General features: G+C 68.7%; 14 protein-coding genes and 4 pseudogenes. 8 read left to right on the top strand and 10 right to left on the bottom strand.

Annotation, left to right across the window (positions count from 1 at the left end; all coding sequences use genetic code 11):
- Positions 1–7: 7 nt before the first annotated feature.
- Positions 8–496 (bottom strand): hypothetical protein, encoded by a 489-nt coding sequence (locus tag QFZ58_RS00090; protein WP_307122807.1) that lies wholly within the window; start codon positions 494–496, stop codon positions 8–10.
- A gap of 475 nt (positions 497–971) precedes the next feature.
- Between QFZ58_RS00090 and QFZ58_RS00085 the strand changes: the two genes are divergently transcribed.
- From QFZ58_RS00085 to QFZ58_RS00075, 3 genes and pseudogenes are all read left to right on the top strand, one after another.
- Positions 972–1,184, top strand: coding sequence for a hypothetical protein (locus QFZ58_RS00085; protein ID WP_307122806.1), 213 nt, complete (start codon positions 972–974; stop codon positions 1,182–1,184).
- A gap of 213 nt (positions 1,185–1,397) precedes the next feature.
- Positions 1,398–2,786, top strand: a complete 1,389-nt coding sequence (locus tag QFZ58_RS00080) for a CoA transferase (RefSeq protein ID WP_307122805.1) — start codon at positions 1,398–1,400, stop codon at positions 2,784–2,786.
- Between the two features lie 60 nt (positions 2,787–2,846).
- Positions 2,847–3,362, top strand: a pseudogene (locus tag QFZ58_RS00075) (Tn3 family transposase); the annotation flags it as partial.
- A 69-nt stretch (positions 3,363–3,431) separates the two neighbouring features.
- Here the strand turns inward: QFZ58_RS00075 and QFZ58_RS00070 are convergent.
- Positions 3,432–4,280, bottom strand: coding sequence for an SDR family oxidoreductase (locus QFZ58_RS00070; RefSeq protein ID WP_307122804.1), 849 nt, complete (start codon positions 4,278–4,280; stop codon positions 3,432–3,434).
- Positions 4,281–4,344: 64 nt separating this feature from the next.
- Positions 4,345–5,109 carry an SDR family NAD(P)-dependent oxidoreductase gene (locus QFZ58_RS00065; protein WP_307122803.1) on the bottom strand — a complete coding sequence of 255 codons (765 nt, stop codon included), beginning with the start codon at positions 5,107–5,109 and terminating at the stop codon, positions 4,345–4,347.
- Between the two features lie 240 nt (positions 5,110–5,349).
- Between QFZ58_RS00065 and QFZ58_RS00060 the strand changes: the two genes are divergently transcribed.
- The gene (locus QFZ58_RS00060; RefSeq protein ID WP_307122802.1) at positions 5,350–6,240 is read left to right on the top strand and encodes a helix-turn-helix transcriptional regulator; all 891 of its coding nucleotides are present in this window, start codon (positions 5,350–5,352) and stop codon (positions 6,238–6,240) included.
- A 79-nt stretch (positions 6,241–6,319) separates the two neighbouring features.
- On the opposite strand, the gene QFZ58_RS00055 is transcribed toward QFZ58_RS00060, so the two are convergent.
- The 5 genes and pseudogenes from QFZ58_RS00055 to QFZ58_RS00035 all read right to left on the bottom strand — a co-directional run bounded on the left by QFZ58_RS00055 (position 6,320) and on the right by QFZ58_RS00035 (position 9,119).
- On the bottom strand, positions 6,320–6,586 hold the full coding sequence (locus QFZ58_RS00055; RefSeq protein WP_307129092.1) for a hypothetical protein: 267 nt from the start codon (positions 6,584–6,586) through the stop codon (positions 6,320–6,322).
- A 293-nt stretch (positions 6,587–6,879) separates the two neighbouring features.
- A pseudogene (locus tag QFZ58_RS00050) lies at positions 6,880–7,263 on the bottom strand (diguanylate cyclase domain-containing protein); the annotation flags it as partial.
- Positions 7,264–7,329: 66 nt separating this feature from the next.
- A complete protein-coding gene (locus tag QFZ58_RS00045) occupies positions 7,330–7,983 on the bottom strand; it encodes a hypothetical protein (protein ID WP_307122801.1) in 654 nt (217 codons plus the stop codon).
- Complete coding sequence (locus tag QFZ58_RS00040; protein ID WP_307128727.1) at positions 7,980–8,600, bottom strand: hypothetical protein; 621 nt, start codon at positions 8,598–8,600, stop codon at positions 7,980–7,982. Before QFZ58_RS00040 ends, QFZ58_RS00045 begins: the two co-directional genes overlap by 4 nt.
- 51 nt (positions 8,601–8,651) lie before the next feature.
- Positions 8,652–9,119 (bottom strand): hypothetical protein, encoded by a 468-nt coding sequence (locus QFZ58_RS00035; RefSeq protein WP_307122800.1) that lies wholly within the window; start codon positions 9,117–9,119, stop codon positions 8,652–8,654.
- Positions 9,120–9,283: 164 nt separating this feature from the next.
- On the opposite strand from QFZ58_RS00035, the gene QFZ58_RS00030 reads away from it, so the two are divergent.
- Both QFZ58_RS00030 and QFZ58_RS00025 read left to right on the top strand, forming a co-directional pair.
- Complete coding sequence (locus tag QFZ58_RS00030; protein WP_307122799.1) at positions 9,284–9,967, top strand: IS5 family transposase; 684 nt, start codon at positions 9,284–9,286, stop codon at positions 9,965–9,967.
- A gap of 69 nt (positions 9,968–10,036) precedes the next feature.
- Entirely contained in the window at positions 10,037–10,270 is a 234-nt protein-coding gene (locus QFZ58_RS00025) for a hypothetical protein (RefSeq protein WP_307122798.1), read from the top strand.
- Here the strand turns inward: QFZ58_RS00025 and QFZ58_RS00020 are convergent.
- Positions 10,271–10,762: pseudogene (locus tag QFZ58_RS00020) on the bottom strand (transposase); the annotation flags it as partial.
- 135 nt (positions 10,763–10,897) lie between these two features.
- Between QFZ58_RS00020 and QFZ58_RS00015 the strand changes: the two are divergent.
- Entirely contained in the window at positions 10,898–12,172 is a 1,275-nt protein-coding gene (locus tag QFZ58_RS00015) for a hypothetical protein (RefSeq protein WP_307122797.1), read from the top strand.
- Between the two features lie 509 nt (positions 12,173–12,681).
- Here the strand turns inward: QFZ58_RS00015 and QFZ58_RS00010 are convergent.
- Positions 12,682–15,262, bottom strand: a pseudogene (locus QFZ58_RS00010) (Helicase associated domain protein).
- A 235-nt stretch (positions 15,263–15,497) separates the two neighbouring features.
- On the opposite strand from QFZ58_RS00010, the gene QFZ58_RS00005 reads away from it, so the two are divergent.
- Positions 15,498–15,677, top strand: a complete 180-nt coding sequence (locus QFZ58_RS00005; RefSeq protein WP_307122796.1) for a hypothetical protein — start codon at positions 15,498–15,500, stop codon at positions 15,675–15,677.
- Positions 15,678–16,035 lie beyond the last annotated feature (358 nt).

The following is a 16,035-nucleotide window of genomic DNA, read 5'->3' as shown; positions in this document are numbered from 1 at the left end:
AAAGATGTCAGGCGGTGTGTTTGTGGATTACGCCGAGGTAGAGGCGTTCACGATGGGGCACATGGTCGTCACGGCCAGGCGTGAAGAACACCGCGCAGATGTTCGCGGGTTGAGTAAGAATGCTGGATTGCTCTCCGAATGTGAGGCGGTCGTTGATGTCGTGGCGGCAGTCGACTGCGTCAAGGCCAGCAATCAGGTCTTCTCTGAGCACTGTGGACGGGTAGGACTCTGAGTCTGGCAAGACCAGGGGCGGCAACTTGGTTGTCGAGCCCGGCCGGAGACTGATCGAGATTCCGCTTACAAGGCGTTGGGTGATGGACAGCTCCAGGCCGTTCCAGGCGTGGGGATAGCCGTCAATGTCTGGTCTCATCCGGATGGCGGGGTGCGGGCGTCCTGGCCCGAGGAGATCCTCGGCCTGGGTCAGGGGCATGCCGCAGTGAAGCGGGCCGATACGGCCGGTCCGGGCGAAGTCGATGAGCACGTTCATCAAGGTCACGACGGTGACTCTGGCATCTTCTCGTGCTGGCCCACACCTGGATAATGTTCGAGGGGTCCTCAGCACGGCTCACCGGGTCGGCGCGATCGCGTGCGGGTGGTGAGGTCGATGGCCGGCAGCGGTGTCGCAGTCGCGGGGACGCCGATGTGGCTCGGTGTCGGCCCTGCGGGGGTAGGAACGTCGGCGAGTCGTTCGAGGAGCTTAGATGCGGACTTCCGGCTGTCTTCCCAGGACAAGGCCGAGCTGAGTGAACCGGATCTGGCGGAGAACACGATCGTCAATCGCGACTCGACGGTGCGAGCTTTCCAGGCATGGTGCGCGCAGCAGGACCTGCCGCGCCTCGCCTACCCGTGCACGACCGCGACGTACACCTCGTACGGAACGGCTTCAGCTCCTCGCCGAACGGGCGGGGACGCCGTACATCGACGACAAGAACGTCACCTCGCACTCGTGGCGGGCCGGCGCGAACACCGACATGGCCGAACAGGGGGTCCCGCTCGCCGAGCGGAACACGGCCGGCCGTCGGGCGGAGGGCTCCCACACCGCGGACACCGTCTACGACCGCCGCCACGGCGTCGGGACACGCGACCCGCTCACCAAGGTCCCGCAGTACGGTGGTCCCGCCCATGCGGCGGCAGCTCGGACGCGCGCTGAGGCACCGGGTGAGGCGGAAGGCCAGGAAGACTGAGGCGCGGGGGACGGGTCCTCACTGCCGTCGGCCTCGGCCAGGCCGCCTGATTCGTAAGCGCTCCGAACTCGCCATGAAAGACCGGCTCGGCCCTACCCTCATACAAGATCGTTGACACATGGTGCCACCCTGCACTCAGTAGCGCATCAGCGAGGACCCAGCTCCTGGGCGCTGCCCTTCACCGGAAATGACACTCAGCGCCATAGTGTGCGTATGAACTCTTCACTTCCCTCGGGGGCCTCCCAGGCTTGGGCGGCACTGGGTGCCGATTCATCGCTGCTCGACCGGGTGTCCTACGGCGGTCCATCCGGAGGGCTGCCGGCGCGGCTGCCCGTCATGGAGCTGGCGCGTGCCACTGTCGCGGTGTGCTCGCTCGCGGCAGCCGAGCTCACTTCCGGACGTACGGGGCGCCCCGTTCCCCGTGTGCAGGTTGATGACGAGGCAGTCGCGGCGGCGTTCCTCAGCGACCGGTTGGTGCGGGTCGACGGGCAAGCGTGGTCGACCTTCTCGCCACTGTCTCGGTTCTGGCGGGCGACCGATGGATGGGTTCGTACGCATGCCAACTACCCGCACCACCGGGCCCGATTGCTCGCCGCTCTCGGGGTGCCGGAGGACGTCGGCGGGGAGGAGGCGGACGCGGTGGGCCGGGCGATCGCCCGGCTTTCCGCGCTAGAGGTGGAGGAGACCGTGTACGCGGCGGGCGGTCTGGCCGTCGCGGCACGCGGCCCCGAGGACTGGGCCAAGAGCGAGCAGGGGGTCATGGTTGCGGGAAAGCCGCTGCTGACGACAGCGCGCCTCGATGATGCCCCGGACCGGATGCTTGGTGGCGCCGCCCTACCGTGCGCAGGGCTGCGCGTCCTGGATCTGACCCGAGTGCTGGCCGGTCCGGTCGCCACCCGAACGCTGGCGTTGCTCGGAGCTGACGTGCTGCGGATCGACGCCCCACACCTGCCGGAAAGTCAGGAGGCCCACAACGACACGGGAATGGGGAAGCGCTCGACCACCCTGGACCTGGGAGAGGCCACCGACCGTAGGCTCTTTGAGGGACTGCTCAATAAGGCAGACGTGGTGGTCACCGGTTACCGGCCGGGCGCGCTGGAACGGTTCGGACTGACACCCGAGGCGCTCGCCGAGCGCCGTCCGGGTCTCGTGATTGCCCAGCTCTCCGCGTGGGGCCGTTACGGGCCGTGGCACGAGCGGCGCGGTTTCGACAGCCTGGTACAGGTGGCCACCGGAATCGCCGAACTGGAGGGTTCGCCGGACTCGCCCGGTGCGCTGCCCGCCCAGGCGCTCGACCACGGCACCGGTTATCTGCTCGCGGCCGGCGTGCTGCGCGCGCTCACTGAGCAGCACCGCACGGGAGGCACCCGCCTTGTCCGTCTGGCCCTGACGCAGACCGCGCACTGGTTGGTCCACGATCTGGCAGCCGTTCCGGGCGAGGATGAGGGCTTCGAGGCCGAGCACTGGCTGACCGAGACCGCCAGCCCCATGGGCCGACTGCGGCACGTGCTGCCGCCGGTGTCGTACGAGGGGGGCCCGGTGAACTGGGCGCGCCCGTCGGGTCTGTGCGGGACGGACGCCCCGGTCTGGCACGGCGCCTGACGAATAGTTCGGGGGGCGGTGCGCCCGTTCCACACATGCGGTCACCGTCACGGCCGGCCGGCGTACGACCTGCTGCGGATGTTCGGCCGCGAGGGCCACCCGACACCGCTGGGGCAGGCGTTCGCCCAGTACGGGCGGATCGCCGAGACCGAGCACCTGCTCCGGGTCGTCGACCCGGTCGACGACTCCTACCGCCGGCAGATGAACCGGCAGCTCACCGTGCAGCAGTCCCGCCACAAGCCGGCCCGCGACGTGTGCCACGGCAAGCGCGGCACCGTCCACCAGGCGTACCGGGACGGCATGGAGGACCAGCTCGGTTCGCTCGGCCTGGTCCTCAACGCCGCGGTGCTCTGGACGACCCGCTACATCGACGCCGCCGTCACCCAGCTGCGCGCCGAGGGCCACGAGATCCGTGACGAGGACATCGCCCGGCTCTCCCCGCTCAAGCACCACAACCTCAACGTGCTCGGCCGCTACAGCTTCACCGCCCCCACCCCGGCCGGCGGCGGCCTGCGGCCGCTGCGCGACCCAGACGCGTCCGGCCTCGACGACGATGACGATGGCCAGGACGGATGACCCCTGGGCGGGAACGGGGCGTACGACGATCGAGCTGTCGGCTGAATACGCCGACTCATCACACCGGGGTCAGACCGAGGCGGTTTCGTCGTGGCCGAGGTTGCCGCCCAGTTCGCGGGAGGCTTCGGCCTGGGCGAGTAGTTCCTGGGCCTTGGCGGTGACGCCCTCGATGGCGTCGGCGCCGGCGACGAAGCGCAGCGGCGGCTGATCATGGTCGGCGAGGGTCAGCAGGGCGTGGGCGAGCTTGGTGGGGTCGCCGGGCTGCTGGCCGTTGATGCTCTTCCACGCTTCGACCGTGGCGGTGGTGCGCTCGGCGTAGTCGTCGATGGTCGGCTCGGGCCAGGTGGTGGAGGCGTCCACGAGCAGTTCGGTGCGGAAGTAGCCGGGCTCGACGATGGTGGTGCGGATGTTGTACGGGGCGATGTCGTGGTGCAGGGCCTCCATCCAGCCCTCGACGGCGAACTTGGACGCGGCGTAGGCGGAGGTGAACTCCGTGCCGACCTGACCGGCGAGCGAGGAGATCGTGATGACGTGGCCGTCGCGCTGAGTGCGCATGACGGGCAGGACGGCGCGGGTGACGTTCATCGGGCCGAAGAGGTTGGTCTCGATCTGCTGCCGCATGTGCTCCGGGGAGACCTCTTCGAAGTAGCCGGCGAAGAAGTTCCCGGCGTTGTTGATCAGGACGTCGATGCGGCCGAAGCGGTCGACCGCGGCCTGTACGGCCGCGTGCGCGTCGTCCAGGCTGGTGACGTCCAGCTTGGTGACCACCAGATTGTCCTGCGGGCCGCCCAGCGTCTTCTCGACCTCCTCGGGGCGTCGGCCGGTGGCGACGACCTGGTGGCCGGCCGCGAGGGCCCGGCGGACGATGTCCGTGCCGAGACCGCGTCCGGCACCAGTGACGAAAATGACCTTGCTCATGAGAGTTTCCTTTCGGGCACCGATCGCGGTGCCCAGTGCGTGGCTATGCCGAGCGTGGATGGGATCAGCCCTGTTCGGTGGGCATGATCCACAGCTCGCCGATGGCGGCGCGGCGGGGACGGGTGACCATGTAGGCGACGCCGTCGGCGATGTCCTCGGCGGCCAGGACCTCGGTCCCCTCGAAGTAGGGGTCGATCAGTTCACCGCGGACCTCGGGCTTGTTGTGCGTGCCCAGTTCGCTCTCCACGGCGCCCGGCTCCAGGACACCGACGCGCACGTGGCGCTGGGTGACTTCCTGGCGCAGGGACTCGGTGAAGGCGTGCACCCCGAACTTGGTGACGTTGTAGACGCCGAAGCCCTTGCTCGCCACCCGGCCGGCGTACGAGCCGATGTTGACGATGTCGGCGACCCGGCGCGGGTCCTGTTCGGCGGCCTTCAGCAGGTGCGGCAGGGCGGCGCGGGTGGTGTAGAGCAGGCCCTGGACGTTGATGGCGATCATGCGGTCCCACTCCTCGGCGTCCGCGCCGACGACGGGGCCCAAGAGCATCAGGCCGGCATTGTTGACCAGGATGTCCAGCCGTCCGTACCGCTCGATGACCTGCTGTACGGCGTTCTCGGCCTGGAGGCGGTCGGTGATGTCCGCAGCCACCACCAGCGCGGTGCCACCCGCCTGTTCGATCTCAGCGGCAAGGGCTTCCAGGCGGTCCTTGCGGCGGGCCACGAACGCCACTGAGGCCCCGTCCTCGGCGAGTCGGCGGGCGGTGGCGGCGCCGATACCGCTGCTCGCGCCGGTGACGAGTGCGACGGTGCCGGTCAGTTTCGAACCCATAGGGTGTCCTCTTCTTCAGACGTACGGCGTGAGGGCAGACGGCGGGCAGCGGCAGCGACGATCTCCGACGGCCTTACGGCGCGTATTTCTCGAAGATCAGTGCCGTGCACCGGGCCCGCTATCCAGGCAACCACCCGCCGACCCCGCCCGGGCCCCCGTACGGGGCACGGCTCTTCCGGGGGTCTGCCAGTACCCCCTTCCAGCATGCTGACCTGCCGGGTACCGCCGTACGGTGGACCCATGGACCGCAGCAGCGAGATCCGCGAGTTCCTGCGCACCCGCCGGGCCCGGATCACCCCCGAACAGGCTGGCCTCGCCCCGCACGGCGGCCCCCGCCGCGTGCCGGGGCTGCGCCGCGAGGAAGTCGCCCAGCTCGCCGGAGTCAGCGTCGACTACTACATCCGCCTGGAAAGGGGCCGCACCCAGGGCGTCTCCGAAACCGTCCTGGAGGCCGTCGCCCGCGCCCTGCACCTGGACGAGGCCGAACGCGCCCACCTCTTCGACCTCGCCCAGCCCACCGCCACCACCCGGGCCCGCCGCAAGCGCCCCCTCGCCCCCCAACGGGTCCACCCTGTCCTCTACCGCACCCTGGACTCCCTCAGCGTCCCCGCCGTGGTTCAGGGGCGACGCACGGACGTCCTGGCCGCCAACCGGCTGGCTCACGCCCTCTACACCGACTTCGAAGCCCGGCCCCGCCGCGAACGCAACTTCGCCCGTTTCGTCTTCCTCGACGAGGCCGCCCGCACGCTGTACGCCGACTGGGAGCGGGTCGCCGGCGACTGCCTGGCCGCGTTGCGCCTGTACGCCGGACGCCACCCCGACGACCCGCAGCTCACCGAGCTGATCGGCGAACTGTCCCTGCACAGCGACGCCTTCCGCCGCATGTGGGCCGACCACGACGTAATCGCTCACACCACCGGCACCAAACGCCTCCACCACCCGCTCGTCGGCGACCTCACCCTCGACTACCTGGTCCTGGCCGTCGAAGGCGACCCCGAACAGACCCTCACCATTTACACCCCCGAACCCGCCTCCCCCTCCGCCGAAGCCCTGGGCCTCCTCGCCAGCTGGACCGACACCTCCGCCTCCCGGCCGCAGGCTCCCGAAGAGACGTACAACCCGGCTGGCTGACCCGAGAGCTCCGGCCACTCAAGAGTGCCGACCCCCGGCGGGACGTCGTTCCGGCGGTATTCCGTTGCGTTAACCAAGGTTACGCAGCGTCATTCTCAGAAATGTTCATCTGTGAGAGTTCTGCGAGAGCCCTCGGAGTGATCACGTTTCCGCAGGCCATGCACATGGTGGGGGCGACGTGGCAGAGCTTGCCCGGGACGCTGTGCGGCGAGTCGTGCGGGTCCTTGCAGTTGCTGACCCCCATATCAAGTTCGCCGTCGCGCAGGTCGGCGCCCTGCGCGGGGGAGACACCGAGCGCGGCGGCGACTTCGGGGTCGCCCAGCCTGGTCTGTACGTCGGGCAGCACCAGGACCGGCTGACGGCGAGACGGTTGGAGAGCAGCGAACCTAACCAACATCCTGGATCTACAACATCCCCTCTCCAAGAGGCTGAGACATCGCTGGCGGATGGTGATGCCGCGGATCCAGTCGCCGCCCTCGAGTTCGGCGGCGCTAACGCGGCTCGCCCCCACACCGCTGTACCCGGGCGCCCGGCCCGGCGGCCGTTGATGGACGGCACCGTGACGTGCTGCCTGGTCGCGAGGACTGCGCGGCCGGAGTGCTTCCCGTCGTAGGGAGCGGCATCGACCGCCCTCTGCAGCGCGGTCAGGTCGTGGGTGCCGAGCACGTCCGGCGTCACGGCGCCGACCGAGGCGGCGACGTCGACGGTGCGGCCGTCGTCCAGGACGACCGGCGTGTGCAGCATCCGGACCAGTTGCTCCAGGCGCTGCGCACGGCGGCCGGGGGTCAGCTGAAGGACGACTGCGAACTCGTCGCCTCCGAGGCGGCCTACGGCGGCGTGCTGGCCCGCCCAGGCGGTGAGCCGGGCGCCGATCGACGTAAGGGCGGTGACGCCCGCCGAGTACCCGAGGCCGTCGTTGATGGCCTTGAACTTGTCGGCGTCGTAAGCGCGCGGGTACCGAGATGCCTGAACGCTGGCAGGCCGGAACCTGCGCGTCAGTTGATAGCTGCGGCGGTCCCGCACGCGGGTTCCGGCGAAGCTGCCGGAATCTGATTTTCCGAGCGTTCGCCGTGTTGCCGATCCAACTGGCTACCCGGCAGGCCAATGTGGGTTCGGCGTGCCGTCATCACTCATGTGCGCCCGTTGCCAGATTTCGTTCCAGTTGAACGGGGTTTCCGGCACGAACCGGTGCCGCTGCCCGCACGGACATGGCGCCAGCGCCCGCGCGCACCCACGGCACAGCTCGACCCAACCGTGCCCGGTCGAGCTCAGCACTCGTGGTCCCTCATCCCCGCAAGCCGGGCAGCCGGGCGGCTCGGCACCGTCCAAAATCGCGTTCTGCCGCCGGACGTACTCGGACAGTCGCAGCGACGGGTGGCGAAACGGGTCTTCGAACCAGGCACAGTCGGGGCTTTCCCACCAGCTCTGCAGCCACCACGGCCGAGGGTTCGGTACAGCCCGCCGCCCAGCCTGCTTTTCCGCCCGGCGTTGCGCGGCGTACTCGTCTGCCCGCACGAGCCACAGCACCCGCGCGTCGTGCAGTTCCTCCACCGCCCGCGCCAGCGCGTCCGGGTCCGCCTCCAACCGACGGGGGATCGCGGCGCTGAGCGTGAGGTGGTGGTATGTCGCCCGCAAGCCGTAGGGAGCAAAAACGGTGAGGCAAGTGCGCAACGCGCTGTGCCGCCGGTGGAGGGGGAGCCGGGCGTCGTGCACGTGCGCTCGGTGGGTCAGGAAGCTGGTCATGGTGTTGGCGCCAGGTCCAGTGCCCGTGCCAGGGCGGCAGTGACGGCGGCAGCGTGTGCTGGCAGGTGTTGTTCAGCCCAGGTTTCGGCAAGGCTGAGGAAGTCCTGCAAATCCTGCTGGGCGCCGATGACGAGCGTGCGTACCTGGTCTACCGACAGCTCGATCACCGGGCTGCTGTCCGTCTCGTGGGCGTCGAGCGTCAGCCGGACGATGTCGCCAAGACGTTCGGCCATCGAGGACGGATCGTGGCCGAAGTAGGAGCAGCCGGTGCCGTTGAGCACCTCCAGCCAGTCGCGCCAGGTCTCCAGGCCGTTGCAGCAGCCCGGCTCGACGAAGACGGTGTCGGTGGCGTTGTCGGTCACCCGGAAGCCGCCGGCGGCGAACAAGTCAGGCATGGCGAGCAAGCCGCGCAGGAAGGCGCCGAGCGGGTCGGTCGGGCACGGCCCGTGCTCCTCCTCCGGGTCGAAGTCGTTGCAGTCGGCGATCTGCATAACCGCCGTGCCGACCTCCGCCGGAGTGAGCTCCCCGTTTAGCACGAGGTAGCCATATGACTTGTGCTCGCCAACAGGCCAGAGCGCGAAGTCGTCGGCTGCGGAGATCTCCAGTACGGGTTGCATCACAATCACATGGGGATGATGCCGGACCCACTGCTACACCGCCACGGGCTTTCAGCTGGCATCGGGCTCGGAGCGGGCCCGCAACCTGGGCAGTTTCGCGGTGCGCTCCGGGCAGGCGGCGCCGACATAGCGCATGGCGGTCTGTGCGGTGATCCCGAAAAGCCGCATCAGCTTGAGGGGATCACCGGTGGCCAACGCCTCGTTGAGCATGCGGTCCTGCCGCAGGCCGACGAGCGTGACGTCCTTGGGGAGGGTCCTGCGAAGCAATGTTCTACTGACCACCGGATGATCCGGGTCGAGGGCCGTCTTCTGACTGACGAGAAGATGGAGGCTCGTCGATGCTGGCCAGCGGTGGTAGCGGTAGGCGAGCCACTCGCTGGCGAGTCGGTGGCTAAATTCTTTTAGGTAGAGGGTGTGCCGCAGCAAGCCGCGGCGGACTTCGAGGGTGCCGCGGGCAAGGTTGAGATCGGTTGTCCGAATCGTGCGGAGTTCTTCACCAGGCAGAGCGTGAACGGCCACCAGGGCGATGACCAGGCGGCTTAGGCACTGTTTCTCGGATCTCGTGACGTGGGTGAGGTGTTGGTCGGACCGGTGTGCAGTGGCGGGATCTGCCGGAGCGATTCGGGCCGTGGTAGACGGTCTATCAACGGCATCGTCGCTGGTCAGCGGATGGTACGTGGCAGATGCTGCTGTCCCGCATACAGGCAGCGGAGGACGCGGCGGGCGGCATCGACAGCCGTGCGGGCTCACCAGCATGCCGCCGGTGCGAGGAAAGCGGCCCCGGCCGCCGTCCCTCAAAGGGGGGCCAAGCGGGGGACGAACCAGGTCGATCCGGTACTGCGGAAGCTGACCACCCGTCTGGAGGCGGTGGTCAGATCGGCGAATGCCTGGGACGTTCCCGCGGAGGATTCACCACCACAATCCACCTCGTCGCCGAAGGACGCTGCAGGCCCCTCGCCTTCGTCCTGACCCCCGGACACTACGGTGACGGACCCCAGCTCGAGCGGGTCCTGGAGCAGGTATCGGTGCCCCGACCCGGAGTCTGCCGACCTCGTACCCGGCCCGACCGTGTCCTGGCGGACACGGCCTGCACCTCCCGCAGGAACCGTCGCTACCTGCGACGACGCGGCATCCCGCACACGATCCCCGAACGTCTCGACCAGCAGAGACACCGCAAGATCCGAGGCTCCCGAGGCGGACGACCGACCGGTTTCGACAGCGAGCGCTACAAGAAACGCAGCACCGTCGAACGCACCATCAACCGCCTCAAAGGCTTCCGTGCCGTGGCGACCCGCTACGAGAAGCGCGCCTACATCTACCTCGGCACCGTCACACTCGCAGCCCTCGCCATCTGGCTCAGAACATGATCCGAGAAAGTTTGCCTAGTGCTGTGACCGCTAAGGTTCGCCGGGGTGAGACGGAGGACCGTAGTGTTTGTGGAGATCGTCTTCGTGGGGCTGCCGGTCGACCGTGATGAGGTCGAGGAGGCGTTGGAAGCGGCGTTCGAGTTCGACGGTGAGATCACGGGCGCGGGCAGCGGCATGGGCCGTTGCCATCTTGACCTTGAGATCGCGGAGGGCTCGGACGCGACCGCGGTCCTGGAGCGGCTCCGGGCTGTGCTGTCTGAATTGGGAGTCGCGGACCACGCGACCTTGGATGTCAGCGAGTGATCAGGCTGCCATCCGCGCTCGTCCGCCCCAGCGGACGCCCTTCTCGCTGCGGACACGGGCGCGTTCGCGGCGTTCGGCCGCCAGGACATCTCGATGGCGGGCGTTGGCGTTGCGCCAGCGCAGGTAGACGTGCAGAGCCCGGGTCTGGACCGTGTGGTTGGGGTGGTTCGAGTTGGCGATGGTGAACTGCCGCAGCGGCCCGAAGTGCGCCTCGATCGGATTTGCCCAGGACGCGTAGGTCGGTGTGAAGCACAGTACGACCCGGTGCTTTTTGGCCCAGGCGCGGATCTTCTCACCCTTGTGCGCGGACAGGTTGTCCAAGATCACGTAGATGGGGGCGCCGTCTGGGCGGGCCGCCCGGATCGATCTGAGGGCGGCCAGCGTGTTGCCGGCGCCCTTCTTTCGCCGGTTGATGCCCCAGAGCGTGTCGTCACCGACCGAGTAGCAGCCGTGGAAGTGCCGGACCCCGTGGGTGCGGTGGCCGGGCTCGGGCGGTCGGGGCGGCAGGTGGTGGTACTCCGGGGCTAGGCTGCTGTGTTTCGCGTTCTTCCTCGGGGACGTACAACCACCCCCACCCCGCAACAAAATTAGAGGCAGAACCTAGCAGGGCACTACTACGGTTCCTCCATGCTGACCAGCGAAGACGAGTCGTGCGAGCCTGTCAGGCGCCTGACAGCTGGAGTTGCTCTGGACCAGGCGCTCGACGTGACGGACCCAAAGTCCTGGACCGACCTCGACGTCGGGGTGCGTGCACTGGCCCGGCAGCGACCGGAGCTGTTCCACTCGAAGGCGTCACTGTCCGGGCGGCGGCTGAGCTGGGGCCTGGATGCGTCGCTGCTCACTGTCACGTGGCGCCGGGAGCCCGGTGACACCGAGCTAGCCCTTGCCCTCTGCCACCCCGACGGCCGAATTCGCGAGGCCGCGCTGGGCCATGCCGGACAGCGGCTGGCTCTGCTTGCGCTGGTCGTTATTCGCTGCGCGGACTGGGCGAGTCCGGTACGCGAACGGGCCCGCGTGCTCCTGGCCGAGGCACCCTCGCACCGGCTGGTCGCGCACGCCGCACTGATCCTGCGGGTCGGTCGCCGCCCGCAGGGCGGCTTCGCCCACGAGTTGCTGGCCGGGGCGCTGCGTACGGGCCCGCCCGCACACGCCGAAGCACTGCTCGGCAGCGGCGACCGGGCCACCGTCCGCCTCGCGCACCACATCGCCGTCGAGAGGCGGCTCCTCCCCACGGCGCGCCTCGCTCAGACCGCCGCCCGCCACCGCGACGTCGTCGTGCAGAACCTCTGCGCTGAAGCGGCCGTGGCCGCCCTCGGCGAGGGCACCTTCGACGAGTTCACCGAGGTCGTGGTCCACCTGCTTGGGTCCCGGCAACCCCGGGTCAGGTCGGCCGGGGTGACCGCGCTACGCCGGATCGGCCGTCACACCGACGCAAAGCCGTATCTCACCGACCGGTCCGCCGTGGTACGGGCGTGCGCCCGGTGGGTGCTGCGGCAGGGCGGCACCGACCCGGCGCCGCTGTACCGCACGCTGTGCGCCGACCCAGCGGCCCAGCCCGCTGCCGCAGTGGGCCTCGGCGAGTGCGGGGTGCGTGAGGATGCGGACCTGATCCGAGTGCTCCTCGCGCACTCGGTCCCCGGCGTACGCGCCTGTTCGGTAGCGGGGCTGCGGGCGCTGGATGCGGTCCGCATCGATGACGTGCGACCGCTGCTGAACGACCCGTCGGCGGCGGTGGTCCGGCAAGCGACTGCGGCCCTGTTGCCGACCGCCGACCGCCTACCGCAGGAGCTGCTGTGCGGGCTCCTGGCCGAGGACCGTCCGCGCCACCAGCAGGTCGCGGCGGTCCGGCTGCTGCGGGGCGGCGGGGTGCATGCTCAGGGTTGCCGCGCGACCACGAGTTGATCCCCCAAACAGGCTTTACTGCCCTGCAACAAGTAGCTTGGGCCGACTTCTCCAGCTCCAAAAGGTGAGGAGGCGCGGCCGCGACAGCGGGACGTTCACCGCGGCCCGTACGTCGACAAGCCACCGGCGATGTACGGGAGGTCCAGGTCGTCAACGTCGGCTGACCCGCAAGTCAGAGGCGGGTAGGACCACTGTCTCGAACTCGCGGCCGCTCCACCGCCCCGCATCCTCCCGGCGTCGTGCTCGTCCCGCAGGCAGGCGCCAGGGACGAGAGTTCCGTCGCCGGCGCCAGGCACCAACCACCCGCCCCGGGCCGTGACACCCTGCCACTCAGGCGGCGCGGGGAATCCGGCGGCACGTAGAGGGCGATGCTGTCTCAAGTTCGAGATCTCTTACCCACGCCCCGCTGATGCGGATCCGTTCGGCCTGCCGTCCAGGCGCTGCCAGGGACGCAGTCGTCCGAGCAGATGTCCGACCGGGAGCGCCTGGCCGCGGGGATGGCGGTGTCATTACGTCCAGCGCATGCCGATTTTGGACAGCTGCTCCGCACGTTCCGGGGGCAGTGTGGCGGCCCTGCTTCGTTGGTTGCTGACCCAGGCCCCTAGCTTGAGCTGCACGATCCGCTGCTCCTGGTCGTCGTGGCCTCCGCCGTCGCGGCCGCTGGCCTCTGTGGCGGTGATTGTTTCGATGTGTTTGCGCGGGACCTGGAGGTGGCCTTCGCGTTCGTAGTACTGCTTGGCGGCGGTGTAGTGCATGGCCCACTTCTCCGCCTGGCTCGTGCGCGGTTTCGGCTTGTCCTCATCTCTGGCGGGTTGTATTCCAAGGACGTGTTCGCACATCCACTGCTGCACGGACGTCAGTTTGTCCCATCCGAGCTGCTGTGCCTGTACCCATCGTCCGAGGTCCTCGCCTTGGCGCAGGACCTGGCGCGTCTTGGTGGGCAGTGCCTCGCCAGCGTCGAGATGCATCCGGACCAGGTGGAAGCACCGCTGCCAGGTCACCGGCCAGCTCGGGCGCCAGGACGCGTCGATCTCCTCCAGCTGCTCACGCCGCTCGTCCGACAAGGCCCCGGCCGACGACTCCACCGGCAGCCCCTCGGCCCGCCGCTGTTCGATCTCGGCGGCCTTGCGGGCGGCGGCCCGCGCATTCTTCAAAAAGATGCCCACCTTTGCGCCCTGGTGGGTGGCGTCCAGCGGGGCGAGGAGGTGGCCGTGTTCGGTTGCCCACGCACGGGCGGCGGCAAGGCCTTCTTCCCAGGCGACGTCGAAGTGTGACCAGATCATGCCGAGCTTCTCGAGTTGTTCGACGCGGTCTGCGTCCATGGTGCCGCGGGCGTAGAAGCGCCTGGCGTCGGCGGTCCACTGCCCGAGGGGAAACCCGGCGAGCGAGGCCGGCCACTGCTCGGTTTCCCCGCCCACGGTCTCCTGAGCCTCCCGTGCGGCTGTTGGAGCCTCCTGTGCTGCTTCTGGGACGCGGTAGGTGAACGGGACGCGTAGGTCGCCGTGGAGCTGTTTGTAGATGACGGCGGCTTCGATTCCGCGCCGCCAGTGTTGGTGTTCGGGGTTGAGGACGCGCAGGTTGATGAACGCGGCCAAGGCGGCCGGGTCGCGTGGGGTGCTGAACTTCAGCAGTTCCCGGGCCGGCACCGACAGCCGGCCACTCCAGCGATTCTCGCCTTCCTGCTCCCCGTTGCGGCTTTGTACGCCCCTGACGCCGCTTGGAGCTTGCTGTTCGGCGAGCTGTTCTACAACCCTGGTGTCGTGCGCCCGCAGCGCCTCCAGCAGTTTGGCGAGGCCGCCGTATGCGCGGGAGGTGAGCATGTTGTCGGCTGTTTCGCCGGGCCCGAGCAGGACCGGCACCACGAGCGAGGCGGTCTTTCCCTCGCCCGGCTGCATCCGCAACGCCCGGCCGACGGCTTGGACAAGGTCGGGCATGGAGCCGCGTACGTCCGCGAAGTACACGGAGTCGCAGTTCTTCGTGTCCACGCCCTCGCCGAGCACTCTCACGGAGCTCAGGTAGCCCTTCTCCACGATGGTGCCGTCCGCGGTTATCCCTGCGGCGAACTCGTCCAGGACGCGGCGGCGGTGGAGCGGTTTGTGCTCGCCGCACAGCCAGTCCGCCCAGATCGTGCGCGGGTAGAGTTCCGGTTCGGCGGCGTGCAGCTGCGCGGCGATGTCGGGGAGGCCGGCGGCGAAGGCTTCGGCTTCTGCGACGAGGTGGTGGAAGGCCAGCGTGCGCCGGAAATCCTCCTCTGAGGAGGCCTTCATCAGCGCGGTCTGCAGGGCTGCGAGTCGCGCTCCGCGGACCTGTTCGGAGCGGCCTTCGGCACCTAGGAGCTGCGCGGCTTGGAGCTGGGTGTCGGTGACGTCGACGCATACGACCTGGTAGGGGGCACAGATTCCTCGGTCGACGGCTTCCGAGAGTGTCAAGGTGAAGCAGCGACTGCCGAAGGGGCCGCCCGGGTCGTCGTCCATGCTCGCTACCAGCTCACCGGGCGCGCCGGCCTCGTCCGCGTCCCCGAGCTGCCACAACCGCGGGGTGGCCGTCATGTACAACCGGCGCAAGGACGGGATCTTCTGGTTGTCGTGCACGACTGCCCATGGCTTCCCGATCCGCCCCGACGTCCGGTGCGCCTCGTCGACCACGATCAGGTCCCAGGCAGCAAGGCCTGCGGCGTGTGCCCGCTCCAGCGTGCCCAGCCCCAGGCTGGCGTACGTGGCGTACACGGTGACCTTGTCCAGGCCTCGCGTCCACTCCAGCAGCTCGCCCACGTCCGTGGTGTTGGGGAAGACAGCTTCCTCACCCCGCAGGGAGGACACCCCGAACATCGGCCCCCGGCGGCCTCCCTCGCGCCAGGCTGCCTCGGTTTGGGCGAGCAGGTCCAGCGAGGGCACGAGGATCAGCACCCGGCCCGCGTGGAGCTCCTGCGCGCTGCGGGCAGCTACCAGCGTTTTCCCCGGACCCGGTCGCCATGAGTACCTGTGTCCGGAGGCCGCGCTCGGGCACGAGCGAGTCTGCCGGCAACTCAAGAGCACGGAGGACCGCGTCAACGGCTTCCCGCTGGTGCGGGCGGAGTTCCTTCGCTGCCATACCTGGTCTGCTTTCTCCTGAGGGGCCGTTTCGTACGAGCGGCGAGAATCAGAAGCGGTTACCGAGATAAACCGCGCCGACCGCCGGAATCGATACCAGTCTCCGGTGGCGCCACGTTACGAGTCCAGAGTCTATCCGAGATCTGAAAATGAAGCAGAGACTGACAGGAATCAAAGGACAACTCGTGGGTACCCGGCCACGTACCCACTCGCATACACCAGAGGACGGAAGCGTCATGACCGAAGAAACAGAACATCAGGAAACCCAACGGTTCTGTAAGGCATGCGGTACGCCTGCCGGGGACGGAAAGCTGTGCGAGCACTGCGGTACGGCGCTGGGGCTGCCCGAGACGGTCGGATTGGTGGATGACGAGGCAGCCGTGGCGCGGCGCGTCTTCGAAGAGAGGGGCCAGTAGGAGGCTCATCTTCGGGCCACAGACGCCGGGTGGCACCACAAGCACAGAAGGAAGACCCTCCGCCATTCCTAGCCAGACGCCCGCGCAAGCGGGCCCTGGAGGCGAAGCCGAAAGGTGAGGGGTCTGGAGCGAAGCGGAAGGCCCCACCCGATGTCATACCCCAAGCCTGACAACAGGCCGTGAAACGGCCGCCCTCAGGAAGCTTGCGAAGCAAGCTTCCTGAGGGGCCCTCAATCCTGAAGCGAAGCGAAAGGATTGGGCCGAGCGAAGCCGGCCGGAGCGCGAAGCGCTCCACGCGGTGCGAAGCACCGCGTCTTCGCTTGCATATCGCGCAGCGATATGGTACCCGCTCCGCGGG

Source organism: Streptomyces sp. B1I3 (assembly GCF_030816615.1).
Lineage (GTDB): Bacteria > Actinomycetota > Actinomycetes > Streptomycetales > Streptomycetaceae > Streptomyces.
This window is presented reverse-complemented; position numbering and strand designations above follow the sequence as displayed.

Excerpts from the sequence above, each read along its gene's own strand:
- QFZ58_RS00015 (WP_307122797.1), top strand. The coding sequence starts at position 10,898 with ATGCTGACCAGCGAAGACGAGTCGTGCGAGCCTGTCAGGCGCCTGACA.
- QFZ58_RS00060 (WP_307122802.1), top strand. The coding sequence starts at position 5,350 with ATGGACCGCAGCAGCGAGATCCGCGAGTTCCTGCGCACCCGCCGGGCC.
- QFZ58_RS00065 (WP_307122803.1), bottom strand. The coding sequence starts at position 5,109 with ATGGGTTCGAAACTGACCGGCACCGTCGCACTCGTCACCGGCGCGAGC.
- QFZ58_RS00085 (WP_307122806.1), top strand. The coding sequence starts at position 972 with ATGGCCGAACAGGGGGTCCCGCTCGCCGAGCGGAACACGGCCGGCCGT.
- QFZ58_RS00080 (WP_307122805.1), top strand. The coding sequence starts at position 1,398 with ATGAACTCTTCACTTCCCTCGGGGGCCTCCCAGGCTTGGGCGGCACTG.
- QFZ58_RS00040 (WP_307128727.1), bottom strand. The coding sequence starts at position 8,600 with ATGCAACCCGTACTGGAGATCTCCGCAGCCGACGACTTCGCGCTCTGG.
- QFZ58_RS00030 (WP_307122799.1), top strand. The coding sequence starts at position 9,284 with ATGCTGCTGTCCCGCATACAGGCAGCGGAGGACGCGGCGGGCGGCATC.
- QFZ58_RS00045 (WP_307122801.1), bottom strand. The coding sequence starts at position 7,983 with ATGACCAGCTTCCTGACCCACCGAGCGCACGTGCACGACGCCCGGCTC.
- QFZ58_RS00070 (WP_307122804.1), bottom strand. The coding sequence starts at position 4,280 with ATGAGCAAGGTCATTTTCGTCACTGGTGCCGGACGCGGTCTCGGCACG.
- QFZ58_RS00005 (WP_307122796.1), top strand. The coding sequence starts at position 15,498 with ATGACCGAAGAAACAGAACATCAGGAAACCCAACGGTTCTGTAAGGCA.